Annotated in this window: 25 protein-coding genes; 17 read left to right on the forward strand and 8 right to left on the reverse strand. The window is 68.5% G+C overall.

The window, feature by feature from the left end; all coding sequences use genetic code 11:
• Positions 1-192: 192 nt before the first annotated feature.
• The 5 genes from OLX23_RS10095 to OLX23_RS10115 all read left to right on the forward strand — a co-directional run bounded on the left by OLX23_RS10095 (position 193) and on the right by OLX23_RS10115 (position 5,194).
• Positions 193-1,533, forward strand: coding sequence for an ArnT family glycosyltransferase (locus tag OLX23_RS10095; RefSeq protein WP_264444820.1), 1,341 nt, complete (start codon positions 193-195; stop codon positions 1,531-1,533).
• Between the two features lie 243 nt (positions 1,534-1,776).
• Positions 1,777-3,768, forward strand: coding sequence for a threonine--tRNA ligase (gene thrS / locus OLX23_RS10100; protein ID WP_264444822.1), 1,992 nt, complete (start codon positions 1,777-1,779; stop codon positions 3,766-3,768).
• A gap of 13 nt (positions 3,769-3,781) precedes the next feature.
• Complete coding sequence (locus tag OLX23_RS10105; protein WP_264444824.1) at positions 3,782-4,228, forward strand: acetyltransferase; 447 nt, start codon at positions 3,782-3,784, stop codon at positions 4,226-4,228.
• Positions 4,225-4,635 (forward strand): hypothetical protein, encoded by a 411-nt coding sequence (locus OLX23_RS10110; RefSeq protein ID WP_264444826.1) that lies wholly within the window; start codon positions 4,225-4,227, stop codon positions 4,633-4,635. Before OLX23_RS10105 ends, OLX23_RS10110 begins: the two co-directional genes overlap by 4 nt.
• Before the next feature lie 25 nt (positions 4,636-4,660).
• Positions 4,661-5,194: a hypothetical protein gene (locus tag OLX23_RS10115; protein WP_264444828.1), complete on the forward strand. Its 534-nt coding sequence runs from the start codon at positions 4,661-4,663 to the stop codon at positions 5,192-5,194.
• A 6-nt stretch (positions 5,195-5,200) separates the two neighbouring features.
• Here the strand turns inward: OLX23_RS10115 and OLX23_RS10120 are convergent, their stop codons facing one another.
• The 3 genes from OLX23_RS10120 to OLX23_RS10130 all read right to left on the reverse strand — a co-directional run bounded on the left by OLX23_RS10120 (position 5,201) and on the right by OLX23_RS10130 (position 8,065).
• Positions 5,201-5,326, reverse strand: coding sequence for a hypothetical protein (locus tag OLX23_RS10120; protein WP_264444830.1), 126 nt, complete (start codon positions 5,324-5,326; stop codon positions 5,201-5,203).
• A gap of 97 nt (positions 5,327-5,423) precedes the next feature.
• Complete coding sequence (locus OLX23_RS10125; protein WP_264444831.1) at positions 5,424-6,407, reverse strand: agmatine deiminase family protein; 984 nt, start codon at positions 6,405-6,407, stop codon at positions 5,424-5,426.
• The gene (locus tag OLX23_RS10130) at positions 6,404-8,065 is read right to left on the reverse strand and encodes a M28 family metallopeptidase (RefSeq protein WP_264444832.1); all 1,662 of its coding nucleotides are present in this window, start codon (positions 8,063-8,065) and stop codon (positions 6,404-6,406) included. Before OLX23_RS10130 ends, OLX23_RS10125 begins: the two co-directional genes overlap by 4 nt.
• Positions 8,066-8,169: 104 nt before the next feature.
• Between OLX23_RS10130 and OLX23_RS10135 the strand changes: the two genes are divergently transcribed.
• The 8 genes from OLX23_RS10135 to OLX23_RS10170 all read left to right on the forward strand — a co-directional run bounded on the left by OLX23_RS10135 (position 8,170) and on the right by OLX23_RS10170 (position 17,655).
• Positions 8,170-10,881: a bifunctional [glutamine synthetase] adenylyltransferase/[glutamine synthetase]-adenylyl-L-tyrosine phosphorylase gene (locus OLX23_RS10135; protein WP_264444834.1), complete on the forward strand. Its 2,712-nt coding sequence runs from the start codon at positions 8,170-8,172 to the stop codon at positions 10,879-10,881.
• Positions 10,881-11,354, forward strand: a complete 474-nt coding sequence (locus OLX23_RS10140; protein ID WP_264444836.1) for a peroxiredoxin — start codon at positions 10,881-10,883, stop codon at positions 11,352-11,354. Before OLX23_RS10135 ends, OLX23_RS10140 begins: the two co-directional genes overlap by 1 nt.
• A gap of 25 nt (positions 11,355-11,379) precedes the next feature.
• Positions 11,380-12,171 carry a ferritin-like domain-containing protein gene (locus OLX23_RS10145; protein WP_264444838.1) on the forward strand — a complete coding sequence of 264 codons (792 nt, stop codon included), beginning with the start codon at positions 11,380-11,382 and terminating at the stop codon, positions 12,169-12,171.
• Between the two features lie 155 nt (positions 12,172-12,326).
• Entirely contained in the window at positions 12,327-13,043 is a 717-nt protein-coding gene (locus tag OLX23_RS10150; protein WP_264444840.1) for a M23 family metallopeptidase, read from the forward strand.
• Positions 13,044-13,591: 548 nt separating this feature from the next.
• Positions 13,592-14,044 (forward strand): hypothetical protein, encoded by a 453-nt coding sequence (locus OLX23_RS10155; RefSeq protein ID WP_264444843.1) that lies wholly within the window; start codon positions 13,592-13,594, stop codon positions 14,042-14,044.
• A 258-nt stretch (positions 14,045-14,302) separates the two neighbouring features.
• Complete coding sequence (locus OLX23_RS10160) at positions 14,303-16,141, forward strand: CHASE2 domain-containing protein (protein ID WP_264444845.1); 1,839 nt, start codon at positions 14,303-14,305, stop codon at positions 16,139-16,141.
• A gap of 90 nt (positions 16,142-16,231) precedes the next feature.
• Positions 16,232-16,738: an SH3 domain-containing protein gene (locus OLX23_RS10165; protein WP_264444846.1), complete on the forward strand. Its 507-nt coding sequence runs from the start codon at positions 16,232-16,234 to the stop codon at positions 16,736-16,738.
• Positions 16,735-17,655, forward strand: a complete 921-nt coding sequence (locus tag OLX23_RS10170; protein ID WP_264444847.1) for a M48 family metalloprotease — start codon at positions 16,735-16,737, stop codon at positions 17,653-17,655. The genes OLX23_RS10165 and OLX23_RS10170 overlap by 4 nt, the downstream gene beginning before the upstream one ends.
• On the opposite strand, the gene OLX23_RS10175 is transcribed toward OLX23_RS10170, so the two are convergent.
• Positions 17,652-18,065 (reverse strand): ATP-binding protein, encoded by a 414-nt coding sequence (locus OLX23_RS10175; RefSeq protein ID WP_264444849.1) that lies wholly within the window; start codon positions 18,063-18,065, stop codon positions 17,652-17,654. The genes OLX23_RS10170 and OLX23_RS10175 overlap by 4 nt on opposite strands.
• A 41-nt stretch (positions 18,066-18,106) precedes the next feature.
• On the opposite strand from OLX23_RS10175, the gene OLX23_RS10180 reads away from it, so the two are divergent.
• The gene (locus OLX23_RS10180) at positions 18,107-18,541 is read left to right on the forward strand and encodes a FecR domain-containing protein (RefSeq protein WP_264444851.1); all 435 of its coding nucleotides are present in this window, start codon (positions 18,107-18,109) and stop codon (positions 18,539-18,541) included.
• 2 nt (positions 18,542-18,543) lie between these two features.
• A complete protein-coding gene (locus OLX23_RS10185) occupies positions 18,544-19,131 on the forward strand; it encodes an OmpA family protein (RefSeq protein WP_264444853.1) in 588 nt (195 codons plus the stop codon).
• Between the two features lie 102 nt (positions 19,132-19,233).
• Here OLX23_RS10185 and OLX23_RS10190 read toward each other — a convergent pair whose 3' ends face one another.
• Genes OLX23_RS10190 through OLX23_RS10200 form a run of 3 tightly spaced genes read right to left on the reverse strand, consistent with a single transcriptional unit; the run spans position 19,234 to position 22,639 of the window.
• Complete coding sequence (locus OLX23_RS10190) at positions 19,234-21,309, reverse strand: CHASE2 domain-containing protein (RefSeq protein ID WP_264444854.1); 2,076 nt, start codon at positions 21,307-21,309, stop codon at positions 19,234-19,236.
• The gene (locus OLX23_RS10195; RefSeq protein ID WP_264444855.1) at positions 21,284-22,243 is read right to left on the reverse strand and encodes an MBL fold metallo-hydrolase; all 960 of its coding nucleotides are present in this window, start codon (positions 22,241-22,243) and stop codon (positions 21,284-21,286) included. The genes OLX23_RS10190 and OLX23_RS10195 overlap by 26 nt, the downstream gene beginning before the upstream one ends.
• Before the next feature lie 48 nt (positions 22,244-22,291).
• Positions 22,292-22,639: an STAS domain-containing protein gene (locus OLX23_RS10200; protein ID WP_264444856.1), complete on the reverse strand. Its 348-nt coding sequence runs from the start codon at positions 22,637-22,639 to the stop codon at positions 22,292-22,294.
• Between the two features lie 200 nt (positions 22,640-22,839).
• Between OLX23_RS10200 and OLX23_RS10205 the strand changes: the two genes are divergently transcribed.
• Together OLX23_RS10205 and OLX23_RS10210 are read left to right on the forward strand one after the other, a co-directional pair.
• Entirely contained in the window at positions 22,840-23,199 is a 360-nt protein-coding gene (locus tag OLX23_RS10205; protein WP_264444857.1) for a hypothetical protein, read from the forward strand.
• Between the two features lie 113 nt (positions 23,200-23,312).
• Positions 23,313-23,693 (forward strand): response regulator, encoded by a 381-nt coding sequence (locus OLX23_RS10210; RefSeq protein ID WP_264444858.1) that lies wholly within the window; start codon positions 23,313-23,315, stop codon positions 23,691-23,693.
• 6 nt (positions 23,694-23,699) lie between these two features.
• On the opposite strand, the gene OLX23_RS10215 is transcribed toward OLX23_RS10210, so the two are convergent.
• Positions 23,700-24,380, reverse strand: coding sequence for a TetR/AcrR family transcriptional regulator (locus tag OLX23_RS10215; protein ID WP_264444859.1), 681 nt, complete (start codon positions 24,378-24,380; stop codon positions 23,700-23,702).

The raw sequence follows: 24,380 nt of genomic DNA on the forward strand, positions 1-24,380 counted from the left end.
GGCGGCCTGACTCGCGACCCGTTGCGGCGCTGGCTAGTTCGCAAAGGTTGAGAAAGTGTCCCCGCGTCATCAAGCAAATCCTTAGATTTCTGCCATTTTTCTGTCATATAAGCGGCGCGTGATCGGCACGGCCTGGGGGCAGGCGGATCGCGATTATCGGGACGGTAAGGTTCTGCGGCTAGGCTCCGCCCCATGCACGGATATCCGCAAGTGGCGCCCGGCAGTGTCGAAGGCAGCGGCTCGGCCGGCGACTGGTTCGCACGGTCGCGCGCCGCGCTGGTGCTCGTCTGGGCGGCCTATCTGTTGCCGCGCATCGCGATACTGCTGATCGAGGTCACCCCGACTTCGGATGCCGGCTGGTACTATGGTCGCGCGGTCGATCTCGCCGCGGGCTTGGGCTACTATCGCGACGGCATTCCCACCGCCTATTGGCCGCCCGGGCAATCGCTGGCGCTGGCCGTCGTGTTCTGGTGCTTCGGCGCCTCGACGCTTGTGGTCGGCCTGTTCAATCTGGTCGTTGGCACGATCGCTGGCTGGCTGACGCTCGATCTCGGCAAGCGCATCTTTGCATCGCAGGCGGCTGGCCGTGCGGGTCTGCTGCTGCTGGCGGTTTATCCCAATGCGATCGGCTACTACCCGCTGGCGCTCACCGAGGTGTTCTATACGACGCTGCTGCTCGGCTGCTGCTGGTTGCTGATCGCGCGCCGGTCGATGATGGCGCTGGTCTTCGCCGGGCTGCTGTTCGGCCTCGCCTCGCTGGTCAAGGCGCAGACGATCATCGTCCTGCCGCTGATCTTCGCGATTGCCTTGCTGCGTCGCGGCAGGTCGCTGCGTCAGGTGCTGGCGCGTGTGCCGGGCATCGCCGGGCGGACCGCGCTGGTCGGGATGATCGCGGCGCTGACGGTTTTGCCCTGGACGCTGCGCAATCACGATGCGTTCGGGCAATGGGTGGCGGTCTCGACCAATGGCGGGATCACCTTGCTGACCGGCAACAACGACAGCGCGCGCGGGGGCTTTACCCCGGAGGATCCGGTGGTCCTGGCGCTCGACGCGCGCAAGGACCTCGACGAGATCGCCTACGACGCCGAAGCCAAGCGCCTGGGCCTGCGCTGGATCGCGGAAAATCCCGGTCGCTTCGTGGCGCTGATGCCGCTGAAACTGCTGCGCCTGTGGGGTCCTGACGGCGAGGCGGTGTGGAATTACGAGACGGGTGCGCCGGCCTATGCCCGGGCGCCAGGGCTGTTCCGCGCGGTGCGCTATGCCAACCAAGCCTATTACCTGGCGCTGCTCGCAGGCTTCGGTCTGGCTTTCGCCGTGCTGCTGCGCCGCGCCTGGATGGCCGGACGGCGCTGGCTGGGCCTCGTCGACTGGTGGCTGCTGCCTTTCGGCATCGCCGCCTATCCGAGCGTGATCGCCATGGTCTTTTCGGGCCAGTCGCGCTTTCACTATCCGGTCATGCCCTTCGTCTGCATGACCTGCGGCTGGCTGGCCGTGTTCTGGCTGACTCGCCGGCAGCGGAGCCTTGCCGGTTGAAGGCCTGAGGCCACCATGCTAGGCGCGGCCGCGATGGCACGCGTGATCTTCCTGGCACCGAGCACTACCACCACCCCGGGCAACCGGGGGCGGTTCGTAGCGGGCGCCTGACGCGCCGGCACGCCGCCGTCCGGGTTCGGACGGGCGGCGTCTCCTATCCGAACCTGATCGAACCGACGCTGCCCCTTCCGGTGCGCCGGGCTTTCTGCCAAAGCGCGCCCTGAATTCTTACCGAGAGTCAGCATGACCGAGCTTCTGAAAATCAGCCTGCCCGATGGTTCCGTGCGCGAGATGCCCGCGGGCTCGACTCCCGCCGACGTCGCGGCCGCGATCGGCCCCGGCCTCGCCAAGGCGGCGCTCGCCGCGCGCATCGACGGCGAACTGGTCGACCTGTCGCGTCCGTTCACGCAGGATGCGGCGCTGGCGCTGGTCACCGCCAAGGACGAGGCCGACGCGCTCGACCTCGCCCGCCACGACTATGCCCACGTCCTGGCCGAGGCGGTGCAGGCGCTGTTCCCGGGCACGCAGATCACCTTCGGTCCTTCGACCGACGACGGCTTCTACTACGACTTCGCACCGAAGGATCGCCCCTTCACCGACGAGGACCTGCCGGCGATCGAAGCCGAGATGCGCAAGATCATCGCCGCCAACAAGCCGCTGGTGCGCGAGGTGATCGCGCGCGACACCTTGATCGCGCAGTGGCAGGCCGCGGGCGAGAGCTTCAAGGCCGAATGGGCCGCCGAACTGCCGCAGGGCGAGGAACTGACCGTCTATCACAGCGGGTCGGACTGGTACGACATGTGCCGCGGTCCGCACCTGCCGAGCACGGGCAAGCTCGATCCCGCGGCGTTTAAGCTGACGCGCGTCTCGGGTGCCTATTGGCGCGGCGACCAGAAGAACGCGATGCTTTCGCGCATCTACGGCACCGGCTGGCTCAACAAGAAGCAGCTCGACGCGCATCTGCTGCGGCTCGAGGAAGCGGCCAAGCGCGACCATCGCAAGCTCGGGCAGGAGATGGACCTGTTCCACCTCCAGGCCGAAGCGCACGGTTCGGTGTTCTGGCACCCCAAGGGCTACGTCATCTATCGCGCGCTCGAGGACTACATGCGCCGCGCGCTGGCGTCGGGGAATCACAAGGAGGTGAAGACCCCGCAGGTGATGGACGCGCGCCAGTGGGAGAAGTCCGGCCACTGGGGCAAGTATCGCGAGAACATGTTCGTCATCCCCGACGAGGTGCCCAACGTCGACGACGAGGGTCCGGTGATCTCGGGCGATGCCGACTGGATGGCGCTCAAGCCGATGAACTGCCCGGCGCACATCCTGATCTTCAAGCAGGGGATCAAAAGCTACCGCGACCTGCCGCTGCGGCTGGTCGAGAACGGCTGCTGCCACCGCAACGAGCCGCACGGCGCGCTGCACGGGCTGATGCGCGTGCGCCAGTTCACCCAGGACGACGGCCACCTGTTCTGCCGCGAGGACCAGATCGTCGGCGAGGTTCGCGATTTCTGCGCGCTGGCCGACCGCGTCTACAAGGACTTCGGCTTCACCTATGCGATCAAGCTGGCGCTGCGCCCGGACAACCGCATCGGCACTGAGGAGCAGTGGGACGTGGCCGAGGCCGAGCTGCGCGACGCCGTCGTCGCGGCGGGTCTCGCGACCGACGAATACGGCTGGGAAGAGCTGCCCGGCGAAGGCGCCTTCTATGCGCCCAAGCTCGAATGGCACCTGACCGACGCGATCGGCCGCACCTGGCAGGTTGGCACGATCCAGTCCGACCGCATGCTGCCCGAACGGCTCGACGCCAGCTACATCGGCGAGGACGGCGAGAAGCACCGCCCGGTCATGCTGCACCGCGCGATCTTCGGCTCCTACGAGCGCTTCATCGGCATCCTGATCGAGCACTTCGCGGGCAAGCTGCCGGTCTGGCTCGCGCCGGTCCAGGCGGTGGTGGCGACGATCGTCTCCGACGCCGATGGCTATGCCGCCGAAGTGGCCGCGAAGCTGCGCGCCGCGGGCGTGCGCGTCGAGACCGACCTGCGCAACGAGAAGATCAACTACAAGGTGCGCGAGCACTCGCTGGCCAAGGTCCCGCACCTGCTCGTCGTCGGCAAGCGAGAAGCCGACGAGGGCACGGTCGCGATCCGCACCCTGGGCGAGGAGCGGCAGAAGTTCGTCTCGCTCGACGAGGCGATCGCGCTGCTCACCGCCGAGGCGACGCCGCCTGATCTGAAATAGTGGCCGACCTGGGGTGATCATCCGTCCGGGAACCACGGCCGACGTACCGCGCGCGCTGGAGATCTGGCGCGCCGCGGTCGACGCGACGCACGGGTTCCTGAGCGCCGAGGACCGCGCGGCGATCGAGCGGATGGTCGGCACGCAGTTCCTGCCCTTCGCCGATCTGTGGCTGGTCGACGATGCGGCGGGCCGTGCCATGGGCTTCCTCGCGATGGACGGCGACATGATCGACGCGCTCTTCGTCGATCCCGCGGTGCACGGGCGCGGTTTCGGTAGCGCCTTGATAAGACACGCTCTTGCCCTGGCGCCGCAGGCGCGTGTCGATGCCAACGAGCAGGCGACGAATGCCTTGCCCTTCTACCTCGCGCGTGGTTTCGTAGCGGTCGGACGGTCCGAGACCGACGGCGAGGGGCGACCCTATCCGCTGATCCATCTGCGCCACGGGGGAAACGGGGCATGATGCGCGTGCGATATGTTGCAGGCATTCTGCTGGCGCTGGCCGCCGTACCCGCCGCCGCGCGGCCGGCCTCGGAAATCGAGCGCTATTATCTCGGCCGCTACGTCGTGAAGACCGAGGATTCGGCGCGCACCGTCTGCCGCGCCGAGATCGCCTGGGCCGACGACGTCGGCGGCGAATTCGTCGCCACCGGTTGCGGCGCGGTGCCCGCGCTCGCCGAATCGGCGCGCTGGTTCTTCGACGCGGATCTGGGCGAGGTCCGCTTCGAGGATCCGCTGCACAAGCCGCGTTTCCGCCTGCGTGAGACCGACGCCGGTTTCATTGCGATCCTGCCCGACGAGAGCCGCTACTGGTTCGAGACTGCGCCGAAGCCGGCGCCCAAACGGGCGGCTCACCGCCGCCGTTCCTGATCACCCCGACCCGAGGAAACTGCCGATGACCATCGATCTTCGTCGTTCGCTCTGCGCGCTCGCGCTCACCGGTTTCGTCGCGGCCTGCGGCGGCGGCGGGGCCGGCGGCAAGAGCGCCGAATGGGCGGTCGACGCCTGCAAGACCTTCCCGGCCGAGGCCGCGAGCAAGGCCGCCGGCGTCGCCGTGGCCAAGGCCGAAGGCTCGGCGGCGACGAGCAACGAACAGGTCACCGTGTCGAACTGCACCTATTCGAGCGCCGACGGCAAGGACAACTTCGGCGTGCTGCTGCGCCAGGACAAGGTCAGCGGCCAGACCGTCGACCAGCAGCTCGCCGGCGTGACGTCGCAGCCCGACGTGACCGGGCCGGGCGAACCCGTCGCCATGCCCAAAGGCAAGGCCGTATGGATGGCGAAGATGCGCACCTTGTCCTACGTGCCCGAGGGTGAGCGCATGATCGTGGTGACCCCGCCGGGCGCGATCACCTTCGGTCAGGCGCCGGTGCCGGAGGCCGAGGTCAAGGCGAAGGCCATCGCGATTGCGAACGCGATCGAGGGCTGACGTCGCTTAGAGAGGGAAGGCCTGGCCGGCGAGGATCAGCGCAAGCGCGCAGCCGCTGACGATCACCATGCGCAGCGCTTCTAGCTTGCGATGCTGAGCGACGGTGCGGGTGAGGGCGATGACTCGGGCCATGGGTGCGATCTTGCGCCCATGGCGGTTACCGAAAGGTGAAGAGCCAGCCTCACGCTCATATCCCGTCGCCCCTGCGCAGGGGCGACGGTGTGAGTGGTTAGATTGCCGCCGCCATCTGCTGGCTCGCGCAGTGGAAACCGCCACCGCCCGCGAGAACGGCATCGCCGGCCAGGCCCACGGTATTGCGATCGGGGAACAGCGCCGCTACGGCCGCCACGCCCTCGGCATCGTGCGGCGTGCCGAAGGTCGGCACCACTACGAGCTTCGAGGTGATCGCGAAGTTCATGTAGCTCGCCGGCTCGATCCGCCCGTCGCGCTCGACGCGGCCGGGCGAGGGGACCTCGCGCACCGTCACGCCGAAGGCCTCGGCGCGCGCCTTGGTGTCGGCATAGATCGCGGCGTTGGGATCGTCGGCTCCGGTCGCGCGCGGCACGGCGAGCACGCCGGGGGCCACGAAGCGCGCGAGGTTGTCGACATGGCCGTCGGTGTGATCGTTGATCAGCCCGTCGCCGAGCCAGAGCACGCGCTCGAAGCCGAGATCGCCGCAGAGCCGCGTCTCGATCTCGCCGCGCGTGAGCTGCGGGTTGCGGTTGGGGTTGAGCAGGCACTGCTCGGTGGTCGCGACCACCCCGGCGCCGTCGGTGTCGATCGCGCCGCCTTCGAGGATCCAGTCCGACGTGTCGATCGCCAGACCCGCGTCGCGCGCGAGTGCGGCGCCGATGGTCTGGTCGCCGTCCATCAGGTACTTTTCGCCCCAGCCGTTGAAGCCGAAGCGCCGCGCGCGGCGGTTGCCGGCCTGATCGATCATGACCAAGGGGCCCGTGTCGCGCAGCCAGACGTCGCCATAGGTGCGCCGCTCGATCGTCACCTTGCTGCTGACCAGCGACCGCGCGCGCGCTCCGTTGGCCTCGTTGCGGACGATCAGGCGCGCCTCCTGGCCGCTTTCGGCGACGGCGCTGGCGAAAGCGGCGATCTGGACCTGCGCCGCTTCGAGGAAGCCCGGCCATTCCTCGCCGTCATGCGGGAAGCCGATCCAGATCCAGTCCTGCGGATGCCATTCGGGGGGGAAGCGGAAGGTCACTTGCTCGTCGCTCCCCGGCTGGCGTCGCGCACGCGGCGGAATTCGTCGTCGGGATGCCAGTTGGGCCAGGCGCTGCTCGTCGCGAGATCGCGGCCGAGCCGGTAGAACAGCGCGACGTCCTGGGTGATGCCCGACCAGTCCCAGTCGGGCGAATATTCGTCGTTCGGGCCGTGGTAGCGGTTCTTGACGTAGTCCTCGTTGGCCGCCTCGCCCGCGGCGACGCCGCCGTCGAACTGGTCGAGCCCGCGCTTGAGGTTGTACATCGGCACGCCGCGCTTGGCGAAGCTGAAGTGGTCCGAGCGGTAGTAGCCGCCGCGCTCGGCGTGATCCTCGGGGGCCTCCTTGAGCCCCAGCGACTGCAGGGTCGCGCGGAAGCTCGTGGTCAGGTCCGACTTGTCGCCGCCGATCATCTGATAGTCGCGCGCGCGGCCGCTGACCCGCAGCGCGTCCATGTTCACGCCGCCGACGGTCTTGGCCAGCGGATAGACGGGGTGCTGCGCATAAAATTCGGAGCCGAGCAGCCCCGATTCCTCGAGCGTCACCGCCAGGAACACCTGGCTGCGCGGTGTGCGGCCGGCGGTGCCATTGGCCTTGGCCAGCGCGGCGAGCGCGGCGACGCCGGTGGCGTTGTCGACCGCGCCGTTGCAGATGTCGTCACCGCTGGCATCGGGCTTGCAACGGCCGAGGTGATCCCAGTGCGCCGAATAGAGCACGTATTCGTCGGGCCTGGTCGTGCCCGGCAGGACGCCGACGACATTGTGCGAGATCGACTTGCGCGCGGCGTTGTCGAACGAGAGGCTGGCTTTCACCCCCAGCGGCACCGCCTTGAAGCCCTTCTGCTGCGCCGCCGCGCTGAGCGCGGCGAAGTCCTTGCCCGCGGCGGTGAAGATCTTCTCGGCGACGCCCTTCTGGATCCAGCCGTTGGCCTCGGTCTGGTCCATGCCGTCGTTGGCCGACTGGACGTAGTACTGCGCGCCCGACCACGACGATTCGACCACGTTCCAGCCATAGGCGGCGGGGAAGGTATCATGGACGATCAGCACGCCCGCGGCGCCCTGCCGCGCGGCTTCCTCGTACTTGTAGGGCCAGCGGCCGTACCAGGTCATGCGGCGGCCCTTGAACGGACCCTGCTCGCTCTCGGTCTGGTAGTCGGGGTCGTTGACCAGGACGACCGCGATCTTCCCCTTCATGTCGAGCCCGGCATAGTCGTTCCAGCCGAGTTCGGGGGCGTTGATGCCATAGCCGACGAAGACCAGCTCAGCGTCCTTGAGCGCGGTGTGCGGGGTGACGCGATAGGACGCGGCGACGAAGTCGTTGCCATAGGTGAAGCTCAGCGGTGCACCCTTGGCGGCAACGGTCAGCGGCGAATAGTGGCTGCCGGTGATTTCGACCGTGGGCACGTCCTGCAGCCAGCCGTCCTTTCCGGGCTGGAGCCCGGCCGCCTTGAACTCGGCGATGATCGCGTCGAGCACCTTGGGCTCGGTCGCGGTGCTCGGCGCGCGGCCTTCGAGCGCGTCGGAGGCGAGTGTCTCGACCACGCGCTTCATCAGCGGGACGTCGATCTGCGGTGCCGCATTGCTGGGAGCCGGGGCGGCGGCATGGGCGGGCGCTGCCAGGACGGTGGCCAGGGCGGCGAAAGCGAAAAGCTGCGATTTCATGAGCGAATGAACCTCGAAGGGAGGGAATGGCGCGGTTCTAGGAGAGGCGGTTCGAGCGGACAAGCCGGCTTGCCCTGCGCGCGCCGGGCGGGCAGTCAGACGTCATGACTGCAGACTGGACCGGAGCCCTGGCCCGCGCGGATGCTCACGCGCCCTTCCTCTCGCGGGCGATGGGGCGCCTGCCCGATCTCGTCGCGCTGCTCGCGGCGGGTGAGGGCGAGGCGGCCCTGGCCTGGGCCAAGGCGCAGGGAGAGGGCATAGAAGACGTCGGCGTGGCGCTGCGGCGCGAGCGGCTGGCCTTGGCGCTGGCGCTGGCCGTCGGCGATCTCGCCGGCGCGTTCCCCGTCGCGCGCGTCACCGGCGAGCTTTCGGCCTTCGCCGACCGGGCGATGGACGCAGCGATCGCCGAGGCCATCCGCCGCCGCGTGCCCGATGCCGAACCCGCGGGCTTCCTCGCGCTGGCCTTGGGCAAGCACGGCGCCTGCGAGCTCAACTACTCGTCGGACATCGATCCGATCCTGCTCTACGATCCCGCGCTGCTGCCGCGGCGTGAGCGTGACGATCCGGGCGAGGCGGCCGAGCGCGTGGCGCGCGCGCTGATGGAGACGCTCGCGCGCACCACCGACGAGGGCTACGTCTTCCGCGTCGACCTGCGACTGCGCCCGGCCTCCGAGGTCAGCCCCCTGGCGATCCCGATCGAGGCGGCGCTGACCCATTACGAAAGCTCGGCGCTGGCCTGGGAGCGCGCGGCCTTCATTCGCGCGCGCGCCTGCGCGGGCGACGTGGCCGCGGGCGAGCAGTTCCTCGCTGCGATCCGTCCCTTCGTCTGGCGCAAGAGCCTCGATTTCGGCGCGATCGCCGAGATCGGCCGGCTGACCGCACAGATCCGCTCGAACACGCGTCAGGCCTGGACCGTTGGGCCGAACTTCGATCTCAAGAAGGGCCGCGGCGGCATCCGCGAGATCGAGTTCTATGCGCAGACGCACCAACTGATCCACGGTGGTCGCAATCCGGCGCTGCGGCTGCGCGGCACGCGCGCCTCGCTGGACGCTCTGGCCGAGGCGGGGATCATCCCGGCCGACGATGCCTTGCTGCTCGGCGACTCCTACGACCGGCTGCGCACGCTCGAACACCGCCTGCAGATGGTCGCCGACCAGCAGACCCACGCGCTGCCCAGCGACTGGGCGGCGATCGAGGAGGTCGCGAAGCTCGAGGGCCTGCCCGACAGCGATACCCTGCTGAGCGAGATCACCCGCATCACCCAGGGCGTCGGCGAGCGCTACGACGCGCTGATCGCCAGCACCGGACCGGGCGAGGGGCGTGCCGCGCCGGCCATGCCCGCGAGCAACGCACCCGTGACCGACGAACTCGCGAGCCTGGGTTTCGCCGATCCCGAAGAACTCGCCCGGCGGATCGACGGCTGGCGTTCGGGCAAGCTGCGCGCCTTGCGCAGCGATGCCGCGCGCATGGCCTTCGAGGCGATCCAGCCGGCGCTGCTCGCGGGCTTCGCCAAGGCGCCCGAGCCCGAACAGGCCCTGCTGCGCTGGGAGCGACTGCTCGCCAACCTGCCCACCGCGATCAACCTGTTCAACCTGCTCGAAGCGCGGCCCGCGCTGGTGCAACTGCTCGCGCGCATCCTCAGCCTGGCGCCGCCGCTGGCCGACGAACTCGCACGCCGCGCCGACCTGCTCGATCCGCTGATCGACCAGAGCGCCTTCGCGCTGCCCGGCGACGTCAACGCGCTGATCGCCGAGTTCGCGCGCGGCGAGAGCGACGACGACTACGAGCGCGTGCTCGACCGCGTCCGCCGCCGGGTCGGCGAGAAGCGCTTCGCGCTGGGCGTGCAACTGATCGAGGGCGCGACCGATCCGCTCGAGATCTCGGCCGCGCTCGCGCGCGTCGCCGAGGCGGCGATCCGCGTGCTGACCGATGCCGCGCTGATCGAGTTCGAGCGCAACCACGGCCGCATTCCGGGCAGCGAGCTCGTGATCCTCGGGCTCGGGCGCATGGGCGGCGGCGCGCTGACCCACGCCTCGGACCTCGATCTCGTCTATCTGTTCACCGGCGACTTCGCCGGCGAATCCGATGGCCGCCGCCCGCTTGGCGCCTCGGCCTATTACAACCGCCTGTGCCAGCGCGTCACCGGCGCGCTCAGCGTGCCCACGGCCGAGGGCGCGCTCTACGAGGTCGATACGCGGCTGCGACCCTCGGGCGATCAGGGGCCGCTCGCGGTCAGCTTCGACAGCTTCGCGCGCTACCAGCGCGAGCAGGCCTGGACCTGGGAGCATATGGCGTTGTGCCGCGGTCGGCCGCTCTATGGCTCGGTCGAGGCGCGTGTCGAGCTCTGCGAGATCGTCACCGGCGTGCTGACCGCATCGCGCGATCCGGCCAAGCTGCGCGCCGACGTGATCGAGATGCGCCGGACCATGGCGCAGCACAAGCCGGGCAAGGGGCCGCTCGACGTCAAGCTCGCGCGCGGCGGGCTCGTCGACGTCGAATTCATCGTTCACTACCTGCAGCTGCGCGAGGGCACCGCGCTGCTGCCGCGGCTGGGCGAGGCGATCCCCGTGCTGGTGGCCAAGGGCCTGCTTCCCGAGACGATGATCGCCGCGCACGGCGCGCTCGCGCGGATGCTGATCGCCGCGCGGTTGCTCGCCCCCGATGCGCAGGAGCCGCACGCCGCGGCCTGCGCGGTGCTTGCCAAGGCCTGCGGATGCGGCGATTGGGAAGCGGTGCTGGCCGGCCTGGCCCAGGCGCGCGGCGCAGTCGCCGCGGTCTGGCGCGATCTGTTCGGCGAAGACCTGGAGATCGACTGATGACCACTCGCCCCACGCCCGGTGAAGTCCTGCCCGACATCGCGCTCGAGACGCCCGACGGCGGTACGGTCCGGCCCTCGGACTTCAAGGGGCGCAAGCTCGTGCTGTTCTTCTATCCGAAGGACGACACCCCGGGCTGCACCACCGAGAACCTCGACTTCTCGCGGCTCGCGCCCGAGTTCGACAAGGCCGGCACGGCGCTGCTCGGCGTGAGCAAGGATCCGCCGAAGAAGCACGCGAAGTTCGCCGAGAAGCATGCGCTCGTCGCACCGCTTGCCAGCGACGCCCTCGAAAATGGGCTGTCGGACGCGCTCGGCATCTGGACCGAGAAGCAGAACTACGGCCGCACCTATATGGGCATGGTCCGCACGACCCTGCTGATCGATGCCGAGGGTAAGATCGCGCAGGTCTGGGACAAGGTGAAGGTCAAGGGCCACGCCGAGGCCGTGCTGGTGGCCGCCCAGGCGCTCTAGAGACCAGGCGTTGATGCCCGCGCCGATGCCCGTAAGCGTCGCATCTGCCATCCGGTCGGTGCTGCTGACCGCCGATCCGCGCGCCAAGGCGATGGCGGCGCGGGCGGTGGCGCGCGACTGGCGGCTCGGTCGGCTCGATGCCGTGTTCGACGTGGGCATGCCCGATCGCCCGGCGCGGCCCGAGCGGCCCGAACTGCTGCTGCCCAGGCACATGCCCAAGCGCCGCAAGGGCGGATCGGAGCGCGGCCGCATCGCGTTGTGGCACGCCCTCGCGCATATCGAATTCGTCGCGATCGACCTGGCGCTCGACATGGCCGGACGCTTCGGCGGTGAGATGAGCGCGAACTTCGTCGGCGATTTCCTCGCGGTCGCGGCCGATGAGGCGATGCATTTCGCACTGATCGAACGGCGGCTGCGCACACTCGGCAGCCACTACGGCGCGCTGCCCGCGCACGACGGTCTGTGGGATGCCGCGACCGAGACCGCGCATGATGTCGCGGCGCGGCTGGCAATCGTGCCGATGGTGCTCGAAGCGCGCGGTCTCGACGTCACTCCGGCGATGATCGAACGGCTTCGGACGATGGGCGACGAGCCCGGCGTGAGGCTCCTCGAACGAATCCTTGACGACGAAATTAACCACGTCCGAATCGGTGCAACTCATTTCGCCGCGGTCTGCGCGTCGCGCGGCGAAGAGATTAACGAAACCTGGAATCTGTTAATAACTCGGCATTTTCGGGCGGGTTTGAAAGGACCGTTCAACGACTCAGCGCGTGCGGCAGCCGGTTTACCGCGACGAACCGAGCGTGCGCTTGCCTAGCTTAGTTTCGACTGGGTAATAGCAATCTGCGAGACGGCGGGGGGGTTCCGACCATCTCCAAAAATTGGCTTCGGCGGTTCCGCCGCCGGAGAATACGACAGTCGTATCGGCGCCCGCGCAGCGGAGATAGCCGACCTAGACGAGGTATTTTTTGAGTGGTCGCTAACGGTCTTTTTGCCACGGTTCGTGCAGTTGCAGGTTCGCTCTTCGCTGCCGCCGCGGTCTTCAGCGCAAGCCCCGTGCTCGCCAACAGCAGTGCCAACGCCGACATCGCTGCCCCGCTCCGCGCCGCCCAGGCCGCGAAGCCGGCGACCGGCGGTTCGGAAGAGCAGTTCAAGCAGCTGTTCTCCAACTGGCAAGCCATCGAGAAGCAGCAGGCACCGCAGTCGGTCAACCTCGCCGCTTCGTCGCGCGTCGCGCCGGTCGCCACGATCGGCGGCGCCAACCCCTTCCGCGGCACCGCGGTTTCCATTCCCTCGCGCATCCCGGTCGAAGGCGTTCACTTCTCGAGCGACTACGGCATGCGCGTCCATCCGGTTCTCGGCGGTCGCCGCGCCCACAAGGGCGTCGATCTCGCCGCGCCGATCGGCACGCCGATCTACGCCACGGCCGACGGCACGGTCAGCCGCGCCGACTGGTTCAGCTCCTACGGCCTCTACGTCGCGATCGAGCATGGCGGCGAGCTTCAGACCCGCTATGGTCACATGTCGCGCCTGAACGTCGCGGCCGGCCAGACCGTCCGCAAGGGCGACGTCATCGGCTACGTCGGCACCACCGGTCGCTCGACCGGCCCGCACCTGCACTACGAAGTGCGCGTCGCCGGCCAGGCCGTTAACCCGGTTCCCTACATGCAGATCTCCCAGATCCGCTAAAAGGTTTCAGCCGCGCTTGCGGCACCAAGATCCAAGCCCCGAGAACAACAAACAGGGGTAGAACAACAAGGACGCTGTGGAGGATGCAATCAAAGGGCGGCGCCTAGCGCCGCCTTTTTTGTTTGTGCGCGATGCGTACGAGCGCAGACCTGATCCTCCCCGGTACGGGGAGGGGGACCGCCCGCGCAGCGGGTGGTGGAGGGGGCTCTCCCGTGAGCGCGACGATCGACCGACAGCCCCCTCCGTCAGCCCTACGGGCTGCCACCTCCCCGTACCGGGGAGGATGAAAGAGCGCTCGGCACTGCCAGCCCCAATCCACGATGTGAGAAGCTCTTCCCTCCAGGAAAAACCCGGGGTCGCACGTGGCGACCCCGGCTAAGTTGGGGAGGGAGAAAAGGTCAAAAAATGACCCAGGCAACGGACGAGGCCAACGCTTCATCCGCTGTCCAGACCTTGTTATTGCGAATCGTTTGCATTTGCAAGAAGAATAGTGTTCTTTGTTTCTCAGGAGAGGGAATCACCCCACCGAGAGAAAACGGGAGCCCAGAATGTACGAATTTCTCGACCGCCCGGTCACCGGTCTCGACCATGGCGGACGCTTCATGGTCTGGTCGATGCGGTCCTGGGTCAAGGCGATGGGGGAACGCCAGTGCCCCGGTACGGCCCTCGGCAGCGCCTTTGCACGCTGGAACATGATTGCCGGGCTGCAGCCGTTCCTGCGGATGATGTCGCTGTTCAACCGCAACGGGCTCGAGACCTTCCAGTTCTGCGCGCTCGCCTGCAACCACGTTTCCGAGCACGAGGCGATCATCCTCAGCCTCGTCTGCTCGCTGCGCGACGGCCGCCCCGACATGCTGCGCGACACGCTGACCCTGCTGATCGAGGAAGACTCGATCGGCGACCTGCTCGAGGCGCTTTCTGCGTTGGGTCGCATCATGGATGAGGCGACCATCTTCCCGGTGCGTCCGGTTACAGCAAACTGTCAGAATCCGCCGCTATGATGCGGTGACGGCCGGTTGAACGGTTAACGGAGGGAACTCCACCCCGGACTTGGCGCCGGCCGGGAGTTCCCTCCAAAAGTCCGCCTCCGTCCGCTATCCGACTTTCCTACATCGCGGTGCGGTGACAGGATCGGGAGGTAAGGTGACACTCGCGCCCTTCTTGAGCCTGTCACCTTTGTCACTTTCGTCAACTTAACCGTCACGACGCGAAGCGCGAAGCGATTGCGCCCGCCGACGTGCTCGTTCAAGATCGCACGCATGGGGCAGGTGGGCGAACGAGTGCGGCGGCTCGCGACGGGCAGGTGGTTCCTGCTGGCGATGCTCTTCGCGCTGCTGATCGTCCTCGACTATCGCTATCTCGGCCTGTCACGGCTGGCCGACCAGCGCGGCGGCGACGTGCTGCTCAAGCTCAACACCAGCCGGCGACCGCAATCCGACCGCGTCGTGATCATCGACATCGACCAGCGCTCGCTCGAGATGATGAACGATCTCGCGGGCTCCTGGCCCTGGCCGCGCTCGGTCCACGGTGAGCTGATCGACTGGGTCATGCAGCAGCAGCCGCGCGGCATGGCCTTCGACATCCTGTTCAACGAGGCCGACATCTACCGGCCCGAGCACGACGCCGCCTTTGCCGATGCCGTGGCGCGCCATCCGAACGTCTGGCTGGCGATGACGCTCAACGCCGACGGCCAAGGCGCCTGGGTCAGCCAGATGCCGCCCGCGGTCGGAGCGCAGCCCGCCAGAAAGCCGCCCGTCGATGCGCGCGTGCCACTGATGATGCCGCTGGTCGTGGCGCCCGAGGCGATGCGCGGCGGCCTGATCAACTTCACCAGCGACAGCGACGGCGTCGGCCGGCACCATTCGCTCTACCGCGAGCAGAGCGGCTGGCGTTTTCCCTCACTCGCCGCACGGATGCTGCGCGATCTCGGCCGCCCGCTGCCGCCCGACCGCGAGGTGCTGCTCAACTGGCGCAGCGGTTGGAAGCACGTTTCCTTCGCCGACGTCTATCTCGATGCCCTGCGCGAGCATCCCCAGCGTCCGCGCGATGAGTTCAAGGGCAAGCTCGTCGTGGTCGGCACCGCCGCGCCGGGGCTGCTCGACCTGCGCCTGACTCCGCTGTCGAGCACTTATCCCGGCGTGCAGATCCTCGCGACCGGGCTCGACAACCTCGACCGCGGCGACTGGCTGCGCGAAGTGCCGCGATCCAGCGTCATGCCTTTCGCACTGGCGCTGATCGCGCTCGTGGCGATCGGGCTGGCGCGCAACGTCAGCGCCAATCGCATCGGCTATGCCCTGCTGGCGATCACCGTCGCGGCGATCGCGGTCGGCGCGCTGGCCCTGGCCAACGGCGTCTTCGTCCCCGCCTTCGGGCCGCTCGCCTTCGGCTGGACCTTCTACTTCCTCGGCTCGGGCATCGCCTATTTCGAGGAGCGCAACCAGCGGCTGCGCACCTCGGGCATGTTCAAGCGCTTCCTCGATCCGCGGGTGGTGACGAGCCTGATCGAGACCGGCGAGATCGATCACCGCAACAGCGCCGAATCGCGCGAGGTCTCGGTGCTGTTCTCCGACATCCGCGGCTTCACCTCGCTGTCCGAAGTGTCGAGTGCCGAGGACGTCGTCGCGCTGCTCAACGGCTATTTCTCGCAGCAGGTGAAGGTGATCTTCCGCCACTCGGGCACGCTCGACAAGTTCATCGGCGATGCGATCATGGCCTTCTGGGGCGCGCCCGTCGCCAGCGCCGACCACGCCGAGCAGGCGGTGGCCGCGGCGCTCGACATGTCGGCGGCGCTCGAGGCGCTGCGCGGCCAGCTCGGCGCGCTCGGGGCCGAGCTCGAGATCGGCATCGGCATCCATTCGGGCCGCGCGGTGGTCGGCTTCATCGGCTCGAACGACCGGCTCGACTATACGGTGATCGGCGACACGGTGAACCTCGCCAGCCGCATCGAGGGGCTGACCAAGGGCATCGCCCGCGTGCTCGTATCCGAGGCGACGCGCGAAGCGGCCGGCGATGCCTTCGAATGGCGCGACTGCGGCTCGCACAAGGTGAAGGGGCGCGAGGCGCCAGTGCGTCTTTTTGAACCAACCCGCCGAACCTAGAGTCGCGTTCGTACAAGTTTCGCCCCCGGCTTGGCACTAGGACCAAGAGGGGAATAGGTGTATTTCGGGTCGCGCAACCGATCGAGGGGAATGATGAGACGTTGCGCTGCCATCCTGCTCGCCGCCGTCCTGCTTTGCCGGGTCACGAGCGCCGAAGCGGCCGAAAAGGGCCAGATCCTGCGCGCGGGTGACCTGCTCGCGCAGCCTTTCATCGACGCGGCGAAAGCGGGACCGGTCACGGCAAACCAGCCGGTGACGATCCTAGAACGGCGCGGTGCCTGGGCCTCGGTCGAGAGCAATGGCACCAAGGGCTGGGTGCGCCTGCTCAATCTGCGGCTCGAAGCGGGCGCGGCGCGTCCGGGCGCATCGCGGCCCGGCATGGCGAGCCTGCGCACGGGCAGCTCCGGCCGCACTGCGACCACGGGCATCAAGGGCATGGACGAAGAGGACATCCGCAACGCCACGCCCGACTATCAGGAGCTCGAGCTGCTCGGCACGCTCGCGGTGACCGCCGACGACGCGCGCGCCACCGCGCAGAAGGCCGCGCTCAAGGAAAACACCGTCGCCTATCTCGACAAGGGGAGGTCGCGGAAATGATCGCACGGTCTATCCTCCGCGCCGCCCTGGCCGCCGCGCTCGTGTCGCTGCCGGGCATGGCCCAGGCGCAGTTCCCCAATATCGGCGGGCTGGTGAAGGGCGTGCAGAACGTCAAGAAACTCGGCGACTCGCTGCGCAAGATCCCCGAGCCCGAGGAGATCAAGATCGGCGGCGATCTCGCCAGCATCATCCTCGGCGCGGCGCCGCTGGTGCAGGACGCCGAGAAGCAGCGCTACGTCAATCGCGTCGGCCGCTGGCTGGCCATGCACAGCGATCGGCCCGATCTGCCCTGGCAGTTCGGCATCGTCGAGACCGACGACGTCAACGCCTTCTCGATGCCCGGCGGCTACGTGCTGATCTCGCGCGGCATGTTCGACCAGATGCGCAACGAGGCCGAACTGGCCGGGGTGCTCGCGCACGAGATCGCCCACGTCGCCAAGAAGGATCACCTTGGCGCCTTGCAGGGCAGCCTGCGCAATGCCGCGCTCGGCGATTTCACCGAATATGTCGGCGGCAACGGCGGGATCGGGGGGGCGTTCAAGGCGGCGCTGATCTCTGCGGGCAAGGACATGTTCACCCGCGGGCTCAACCACGACGACGAATACGACGCCGATCGCATGGGCGTCGTCATCGCCGCGCGCTCTGGCTATTCGCCCTACGGCCTCGTCGGCGTGCTGCAGACGCTCAGCGCCGCGCCCGAGGAGAAGGGCTACGCGCTGATGAACAAGACCCACCCGCTGCCGGTCGATCGCATCGAGCGGCTCGATCGGGCGATGGGCACCAAGTTCGACACGGTGATCGCAGTGGTCGAGGACCTGCCGAGCTTCGTCGCGCTGCGCGCCGCGCCGGCCCCCGCGGCCGCCAAGTCGACACCGGCTCGCGCACCCGCGCGCAGCCGTCCGCGTCGCCGTAACTAACGGAGCCGCAGGATCAGGCGGTTGCGGCCTTGAGCGCTGTCGTAGGCCACGATGTCGCACCAGGCGTCGACCAGCGCCAGTCCGACGCCGCCGCCGCGCACCGGGTTGGGGCTATCGGGCAGTGGTGCTGCGCGCGGATCGAAGGGATCGCTGTCGTCGTCGAGCAGGATATGCGGGCCCGCCTCGTCCTGATCGAGCGTGAGTGCGAAAGTGATCTCGCGACCGTGCGCGGCATGATCGATGAGATTGCTGACGATCTCCTCGACGACGATCGCCAGCCGCTGGGCCGCGGGCACCTCGAGCGCCTGGCTGCGCGCGAAGCGGTCGACCAGCGCCATCGCCGCGATCAGCGCGTCGCCCGCCGCCTGCCCCGCCTGGTGGCGCAGCGAAATGGTTGTGCCCGAAACCATGCGGATGATATGCCACGGGGCAGCGGTCAGGGGAGAATAAAATGCGTCCTCTAGCAATGCTGGCGGCCCTCGCGGCCGCATCGTTCGTCGTAAGTCCCGCCCTGGCCGAGATCGGCCGGGTCAAGAGCAACGTCGGCGCCGCCTCGGTCAGCCGCGGCGGGCGGATGCTGCCCGTGGCGCCGGGGGTACAGCTCGAGCCGGGCGACGTGCTCGTCACCGGTCGCGACGGGCGCATGGGTGTGACCTTCGCCGACGGCACGCGCTTCGCGGTCGGCCCGAACAGCCGCGTGACCTTGACCGAATTCCAGTTCGACCGCACGCGCCAGACCGGCTCCTTCGTCACCAGCGTCGATCGCGGCTCGCTCGGCGTGGTCTCGGGCCGCATCGCCAAGTCGCGCCGCGACGCCATGCGCGTGCGCACGCCCACCTCGATGCTCGGCGTGCGCGGGACCCGCTTCGTGGTGGAAGTGCCCTGACGATGACCAGAGGGGGGATCATCGCCGCGGTTCTGCTGACCTTGGCCTGCACCGCCTGCGCCGCGCCGCAGACCCTGCTGCTGCCGGGCGAGGACGGGCATCCGGTCGGCGCGCTCGCCGTGCTCGAGGAAAACGGCCAGGAGCAGGTGCTCGACGCACCGCTGCGCTCGGCGCGGATGACCGCGGGGCGCACCTCGCTGCGCACGGTGAAGACGATCAAGCCGGCCTACCAGCGGCTGATGAGCGGCCTGCCGCCGGCGCCGCGCAGCTATACGCTCTATTTCAGCGACGGCGCGACCAATCTGGTTCCCGAATCGCGCGCCGTGCTCGCCCAGATCCGCGCCGACGTGGCGGTCCGGCCTGGCGCCGAGGTCCAGGTCACCGGCCATACCGACACGGTCGGCAGCGAGGAGGCCAACGACCAGCTGTCGCTCGAGCGCGCCAGGCAGGTCATGGCCGTGCTCGCCGCCGAGGGCTTCCCCGCAGATGCGCTGAGCGCGGTCGGCCGCGGCGAGCGCGAGCCGGCGGTCGAGACCGGCGACAACGTCGCCAACGCCCAGAACCGCAGGGTCGAGGTGATCGTACGGTAGGGGCGATCCCGCCTTACCTGTTCCGCATGCCAGCCCGTCGCCCCTGCGAAGGCAGGGGCGACGGAAAAGAGGTGGATGCGGGTTCGATCGCCCTGTTGAGCGCTAAGCCCCGCGGTAATGCAGCGCCAGGATCGTCAGGTCGTCGCTCGGCTCGGTCGGGTGCTCGAAGCCGCGCACCGCCGCGACCAGGCTCTGCACCATGGCCTCGGGCGCGTTGCCGTCACGCGCACCCAGGTTCTTCATCACGCCGTCGAGGCCGAACAGCGCGCCCTCGGCATCCTGCCCCTCGGTCACGCCATCGGTCAGCAGGACCAGCGCATCGCCAGGGGCGAGGAACAGGGCCTCCTCGGGATAGGAGAAGGGCACGACGCAGAACGGCGGCCCGCCCTGCATCGGGATCGAGCGCGGCGGGCGGCCGGGCTTGAGCAGGATCGGGTTCTCGTGCCCGGCATTGACCATGGTCAGCTCGCCCGTCGCGCAATTGGCCAGGACCACGAGCATGGTCACGCCCATCGCTGGGTCGGCGTCGCGCATCAGTTCGAGGTTCAGCGTGTTGACCGCATGGGCGAGGCTGCCGCGCTCGCGCACCAGCACGCTCTTCGCCAGGCTCTTCGACAGCGCCATGTAGAGCGCGGCGGGAACGCCCTTGCCCGTGACGTCGCCGACGAAGAACAGCAGGTGGTCGGCATCGATGCGGATCGCGTCGTAGAAGTCGCCGCCGACCGAATGGGCGGGTTCGAGCACCGCCGCCGCGTCCATGCGCGGATCGAGCCCGGCCAGCCGGTCGCGCGTCGGCACCATGCCGAGCTGGATCGACCGCGCGGCCTGCAACTCGCCCTCCTGCACGGCCGAGGTGACGCGCTGCTCGATGAGTTCCTGCGCGAGCTGGCGGCGTTCGGCGCGGTTGCGCAGCGCGACGAGGGTGCCGAGTGCGAGCGCTGCGGAAATGCCGATCATCGCGGGTCGCAGCGGATCGAACAGCAGCCCGCCGTAGTCGAACAGCAGCCAGGACTGCAGCGGTAGCAGGACCCCGACTGCGCCTGCGACCAGCCACGGCCAGCGTCGCCGGAGACTTCCCGCGAGGCCGATCAGCAGGGCCAGTGCCAAGCCTAGCGCCCACTCGGTCCCGGCGAGCCAGGCGGGGCGAGCCAGCCAGCCGCCGCTGAGCAGCGCCTCGACCGCCTGGGCTTGGACGAAGACGCCGTAGCCCTCGGTCTCGAGCGGCGTCGCGACGAGATCGGCGATGCCTTCGGCGCCGAGGCCGATCAGGACGATCTTGCCGCGAAAGGCGTCGGCGGGCACGGCCTTGGCGAGTACCCGCGCTGCCGAATGGCGCGCGCTGTCGGGAAAGTGGCCGAAGCGGAGCTGGACCTGGCCGGCCTGGTCGACGGGAATGCGCCGCTTGCCGATCAGCGCCGTGTCGCCGTGCCAGGCGAGTTGCGGGACGTCCTGCGCGATCCGCGCGAGCTCAGCGGCCATGCCCGGCATTGGCCGCGCGCCGGCGAGCACGGTGAAAGGCACGCGGCGGACGACGCCGTCGTCGTCGGGCGGGCCGTTGAGCATGGCATGGCCGAGTGAGACGTCGTCGAGCTCGGTGATCGAGGTGAGGACGTGGCTATGGCGCGGCGTGGCCGGCGGCGGGCGACCCTGGACCTCGGGATCGACGAAGACCGCCTTGGGATCGCTGCCGTCGCCGTCGATGCCCAGCCGGCCGAGCACGGCCGGCGCCGTGCCGAGCACTTGCGCGAAGCTCGCGTCCATCGAGGGGAGCGCGTCGATCGCCGCGGCGGCCTGCGGGTCGATCTCGGGATAGAGCGCGACGAAACGATCGGGGTTGAGCCGGTCGGCCTCGGCGAAGATCATGTCGAAGCCGATCGCCTTGGGCTGCTGCGCCGCGATCGTCTCGGTCAGTCGCGCGAGATAATAGCGCGGCCAGGGCCAGGGGCCGACTGCAGCCAGGCTCTCGCGGTCGATCAGCACGACTGCGACCTTGTTTGCGTCGATCTTCCGCGGCGCAAGCACCTGCCACTCGTCGAACAGCGCGCGGCGCACGGGCGGCGCGATCCACAGGCTCAGCAGCGCGCCGATCAGGGCGCCGGCCCCCGCCACCAGCCAGACCAGTCGGCGCAGCGGGCGGCGCGGAAGCGGGGGATCAGACCTCGACGGTGAGGCCGTCATAGGCACAGATCACCGCGAGCGGCGCCGCCTCGCGGGTCAGCTCCTCGTAGCGGATGCTTTCCTGGTGCATGCGCTGGATGTCGGCGTCGCTGTAGGTCGGTTCGTGATGGAACAGCGCTAGCCGCTTGGCCTGCGCCTGGTGGCACAGGTCGATCGCGACGACATTGCTCGAATGGCCCCAGTCCTCCTTCATCGAGGCGGAATCGGCCAGCGAATACATCGTGTCGCAGATGACGAGATCGCAATCGCCGAAGAAGGCGACGAAGGCCGCTTCCTGGTCCATGCGATCGACCTTGTGCTCGCTGTCGGTGCTGTAGACCACCGACTTCCCGGCGGCGTCGGTGAAGCGGTAGCCGTAGCTCTTGTGCGAGTGGTTCTGCTCGATGAGCTCCACCGTCACTGCGCCGATCGCATAGGGCTTGCCCGTCTCGAGCGTGACGAAGCTGATCTGCGCACGCAGCCAGTCGAAGGCGACGGGGAAGGAGATTTCCTCCTGCTGGCGGCGCAGCGCGAGCTCGGCATCGGCATGGCCCGAATGGATGACGATCTTCGTTTCGGGATCGAACACCGGCACGAAGAAGGGGAAGCCCATGATGTGGTCCCAATGGAAGTGGGACATGAACAGGTGGTAGACGCGCGCGTGGCCGCGGGCGCAGCGGGCCATGGCGTCGAGCCCGAACTCGCGCGCGCCGCTGCCGAGGTCGCAGAGGATGAATTCGTCACCGGCCTCGATCTCGACGCAGCTGGTGGCGCCGCCATAGGTGCCGCCGACCGCGAATTCGAGCTCGTCGTCGGCGAAGGTGCGCGCCTCGTCGAGGTCGGCGAAGCGGCGTCCGTCGGCGGCGACGAGCGCGGTCGCGATCTTGTCGCGGATGGCCGCGGCCTTCTGCGCCACCGGCAGCGAACCTCGCGTACCCCAGAACCGGACCTTCATCCCCCCTCCTGACTGCATTTGTCCGCCTGCGAGTGCCCCTCTTGCGGTTCAGATGCCATCGATGTCGTCGAAGACCTGGAAAACCTTGTCGTAGCGACTGATCGCGAGGATCTCGCGCATGATCTGGTTGGGCCGCGCGAGGACGATGGTGATGCCGCTGTCGGCCGACTGGCGCTGCGCCAGGGTCAGGCCGCGGAGACCCCGCGAGGACATGTATTCGATTTCGGCGAGATCGATCGCCAGACGCTTGTGCCCATCGCTCGCGGCCTTGGCGATCTCTTCGGCCAGACGCTCGGCGAATTCGGTGGCGGTGGTCTCGTCGACGCGGCCGATCGGAGCGATCAGGCGCAGGCCCTCGCGCGTTTCGACCGTCCAGTCCAGAGTGCCCTGCGTCATGCCGCAAGGTTAAGCGATAGCCGGGGAATTGGAAAGCATCGGCTTCGGTTCGTCGCAGGTCCGGGGTCATGTCCTCAAGTTCTGCCGAACGGCACAGCGGAAATGCGGTGAGCCGTGGCGCTGCGCATTGACGGCACAGGCATTTTGTTACGGATTCGTGATGGGATGAGTGGGTTTCCACATGCGAGGGGTCGCGGGTCATGAATCAGGATAGATCGTCGAAAAGCAGGGACGGAGGGCTGGCCGATCATCGCGATCTGGCGCTGTTCGTGGCGACCTTGTTCGAGCGGCTCGGCGGCCGCCTCGAGATCGATCGCCACGGGCGTCGGCATGCGCGCCGGCTCGACCGGTCGCACCTGCGCCGCGGGCCGGTTCCGCAGCTCGCCGATGCCACCTCGTCCGAACGCTTCGTCTCGGTCGAGGAATGGCAGGGCGCGGTCAAGCTCGCCGAATATTGGCTGGCGCGGCTGGGCGAGGCCGATCGGGAATATGTGTTCACCCTGCTCGGACGCACCGAACTCGATCCGCCGCATCGCTTCGATTTCCGCGAACGGCTCTAGCCGCCGGGGCGATAGGCACCGATCTCGTGGCTTTTTCTGTGGCGAGGCAACACAGGTTAATGTGACTTGTGCACACGGCCTCTAAGTCGACGCAAAACGGGCGCGGGAATGAAATGACCTATACCAACGTCAGCGTATTGCAGGGCTTGCGGATCCTCGTGGTCGAGGACGAACCGCTGTTGGCCATGGCGCTGGTCGACGAGATCGAGGAACTGGGCGCGCGCGTGATCGGCCCCGTCGCCTCGCTCGAAGGCGCGCTCGACGTGATCGGTACGAGCGCGGTCGATGCCGCCATCCTCGACGTCGAGCTGCAGAAGAAGCTGGTCTATCCGGTCGCCGACCGGCTGGTCGAGCTCGGCGTGCCGTTCGTGCTGACCTCGGGTCACGACGCCGCGGTGCTGCCCGAACGCTATGCCGATGTCCCGCACAGCGCCAAGCCGGCGCCGGCGATCGAGACCTTGCGGCTGCTGGCGGGGCTGATCAGCCCGCGCTGAGGTTCCTCACGGCCGCAGCGGCGCTGCCTCGGGGACCGATCCGATCGAGGCGAGGATCACGTCGATCACCTTGTCGGCGAAAGCGACGATCTCTTCGTCCTCGACCTGGCGCTGCCCGCTCTCGGCGCGGTGCCAGCCCGATATAGCCGAGTGAAACAGCTGGGCGAAGAAGCCCCAGTCGATATGCGGATCGCCATAGGCGGCCATGTCGCGTTGCAACGATTCGACCGAGCGGCGGGTGATGATCTCGTCCCACTCGCGCGCGAGATCGGGGAAGGCGCGGCCGGATTCGGTCAGCAAGGTGGCGATCCGGCGGAATTCGGGCCAGCGCTGAACCTTCGCGATCGCCCGGGCATATTGGCGCAGACGCGCTTCGAGATTGGCGGGCACGGGCCGATCCTCGGCGGTCGAGCGATCGCTCAATTCCTCGAGCTGCTGCTCGAGGATCGCGCGAAACAGCGGCTCCTTGCTCTCGTAGCGTGCATAGAGCGTGCCCTTGGATACCTTCGCCGCCGCGGCGATGGCGTCCATGCTCGCCGCCTCGAAGCCCAGTTCGACGAACAGGTCGAGCGCGGCCGCGCGGATTTCGGCGTCGATCTCCGCCACGCGCGCGGCGGTCGGCCGGCCGCGGCGGGCCGGCTTGGTCTTGCCCGCGGCCCCGGTCGTCTGTTCGGCCGGCTGCGCCAT

The organism is Novosphingobium sp. JCM 18896 (assembly GCF_025938095.1).
Lineage (GTDB): Bacteria > Pseudomonadota > Alphaproteobacteria > Sphingomonadales > Sphingomonadaceae > Novosphingobium.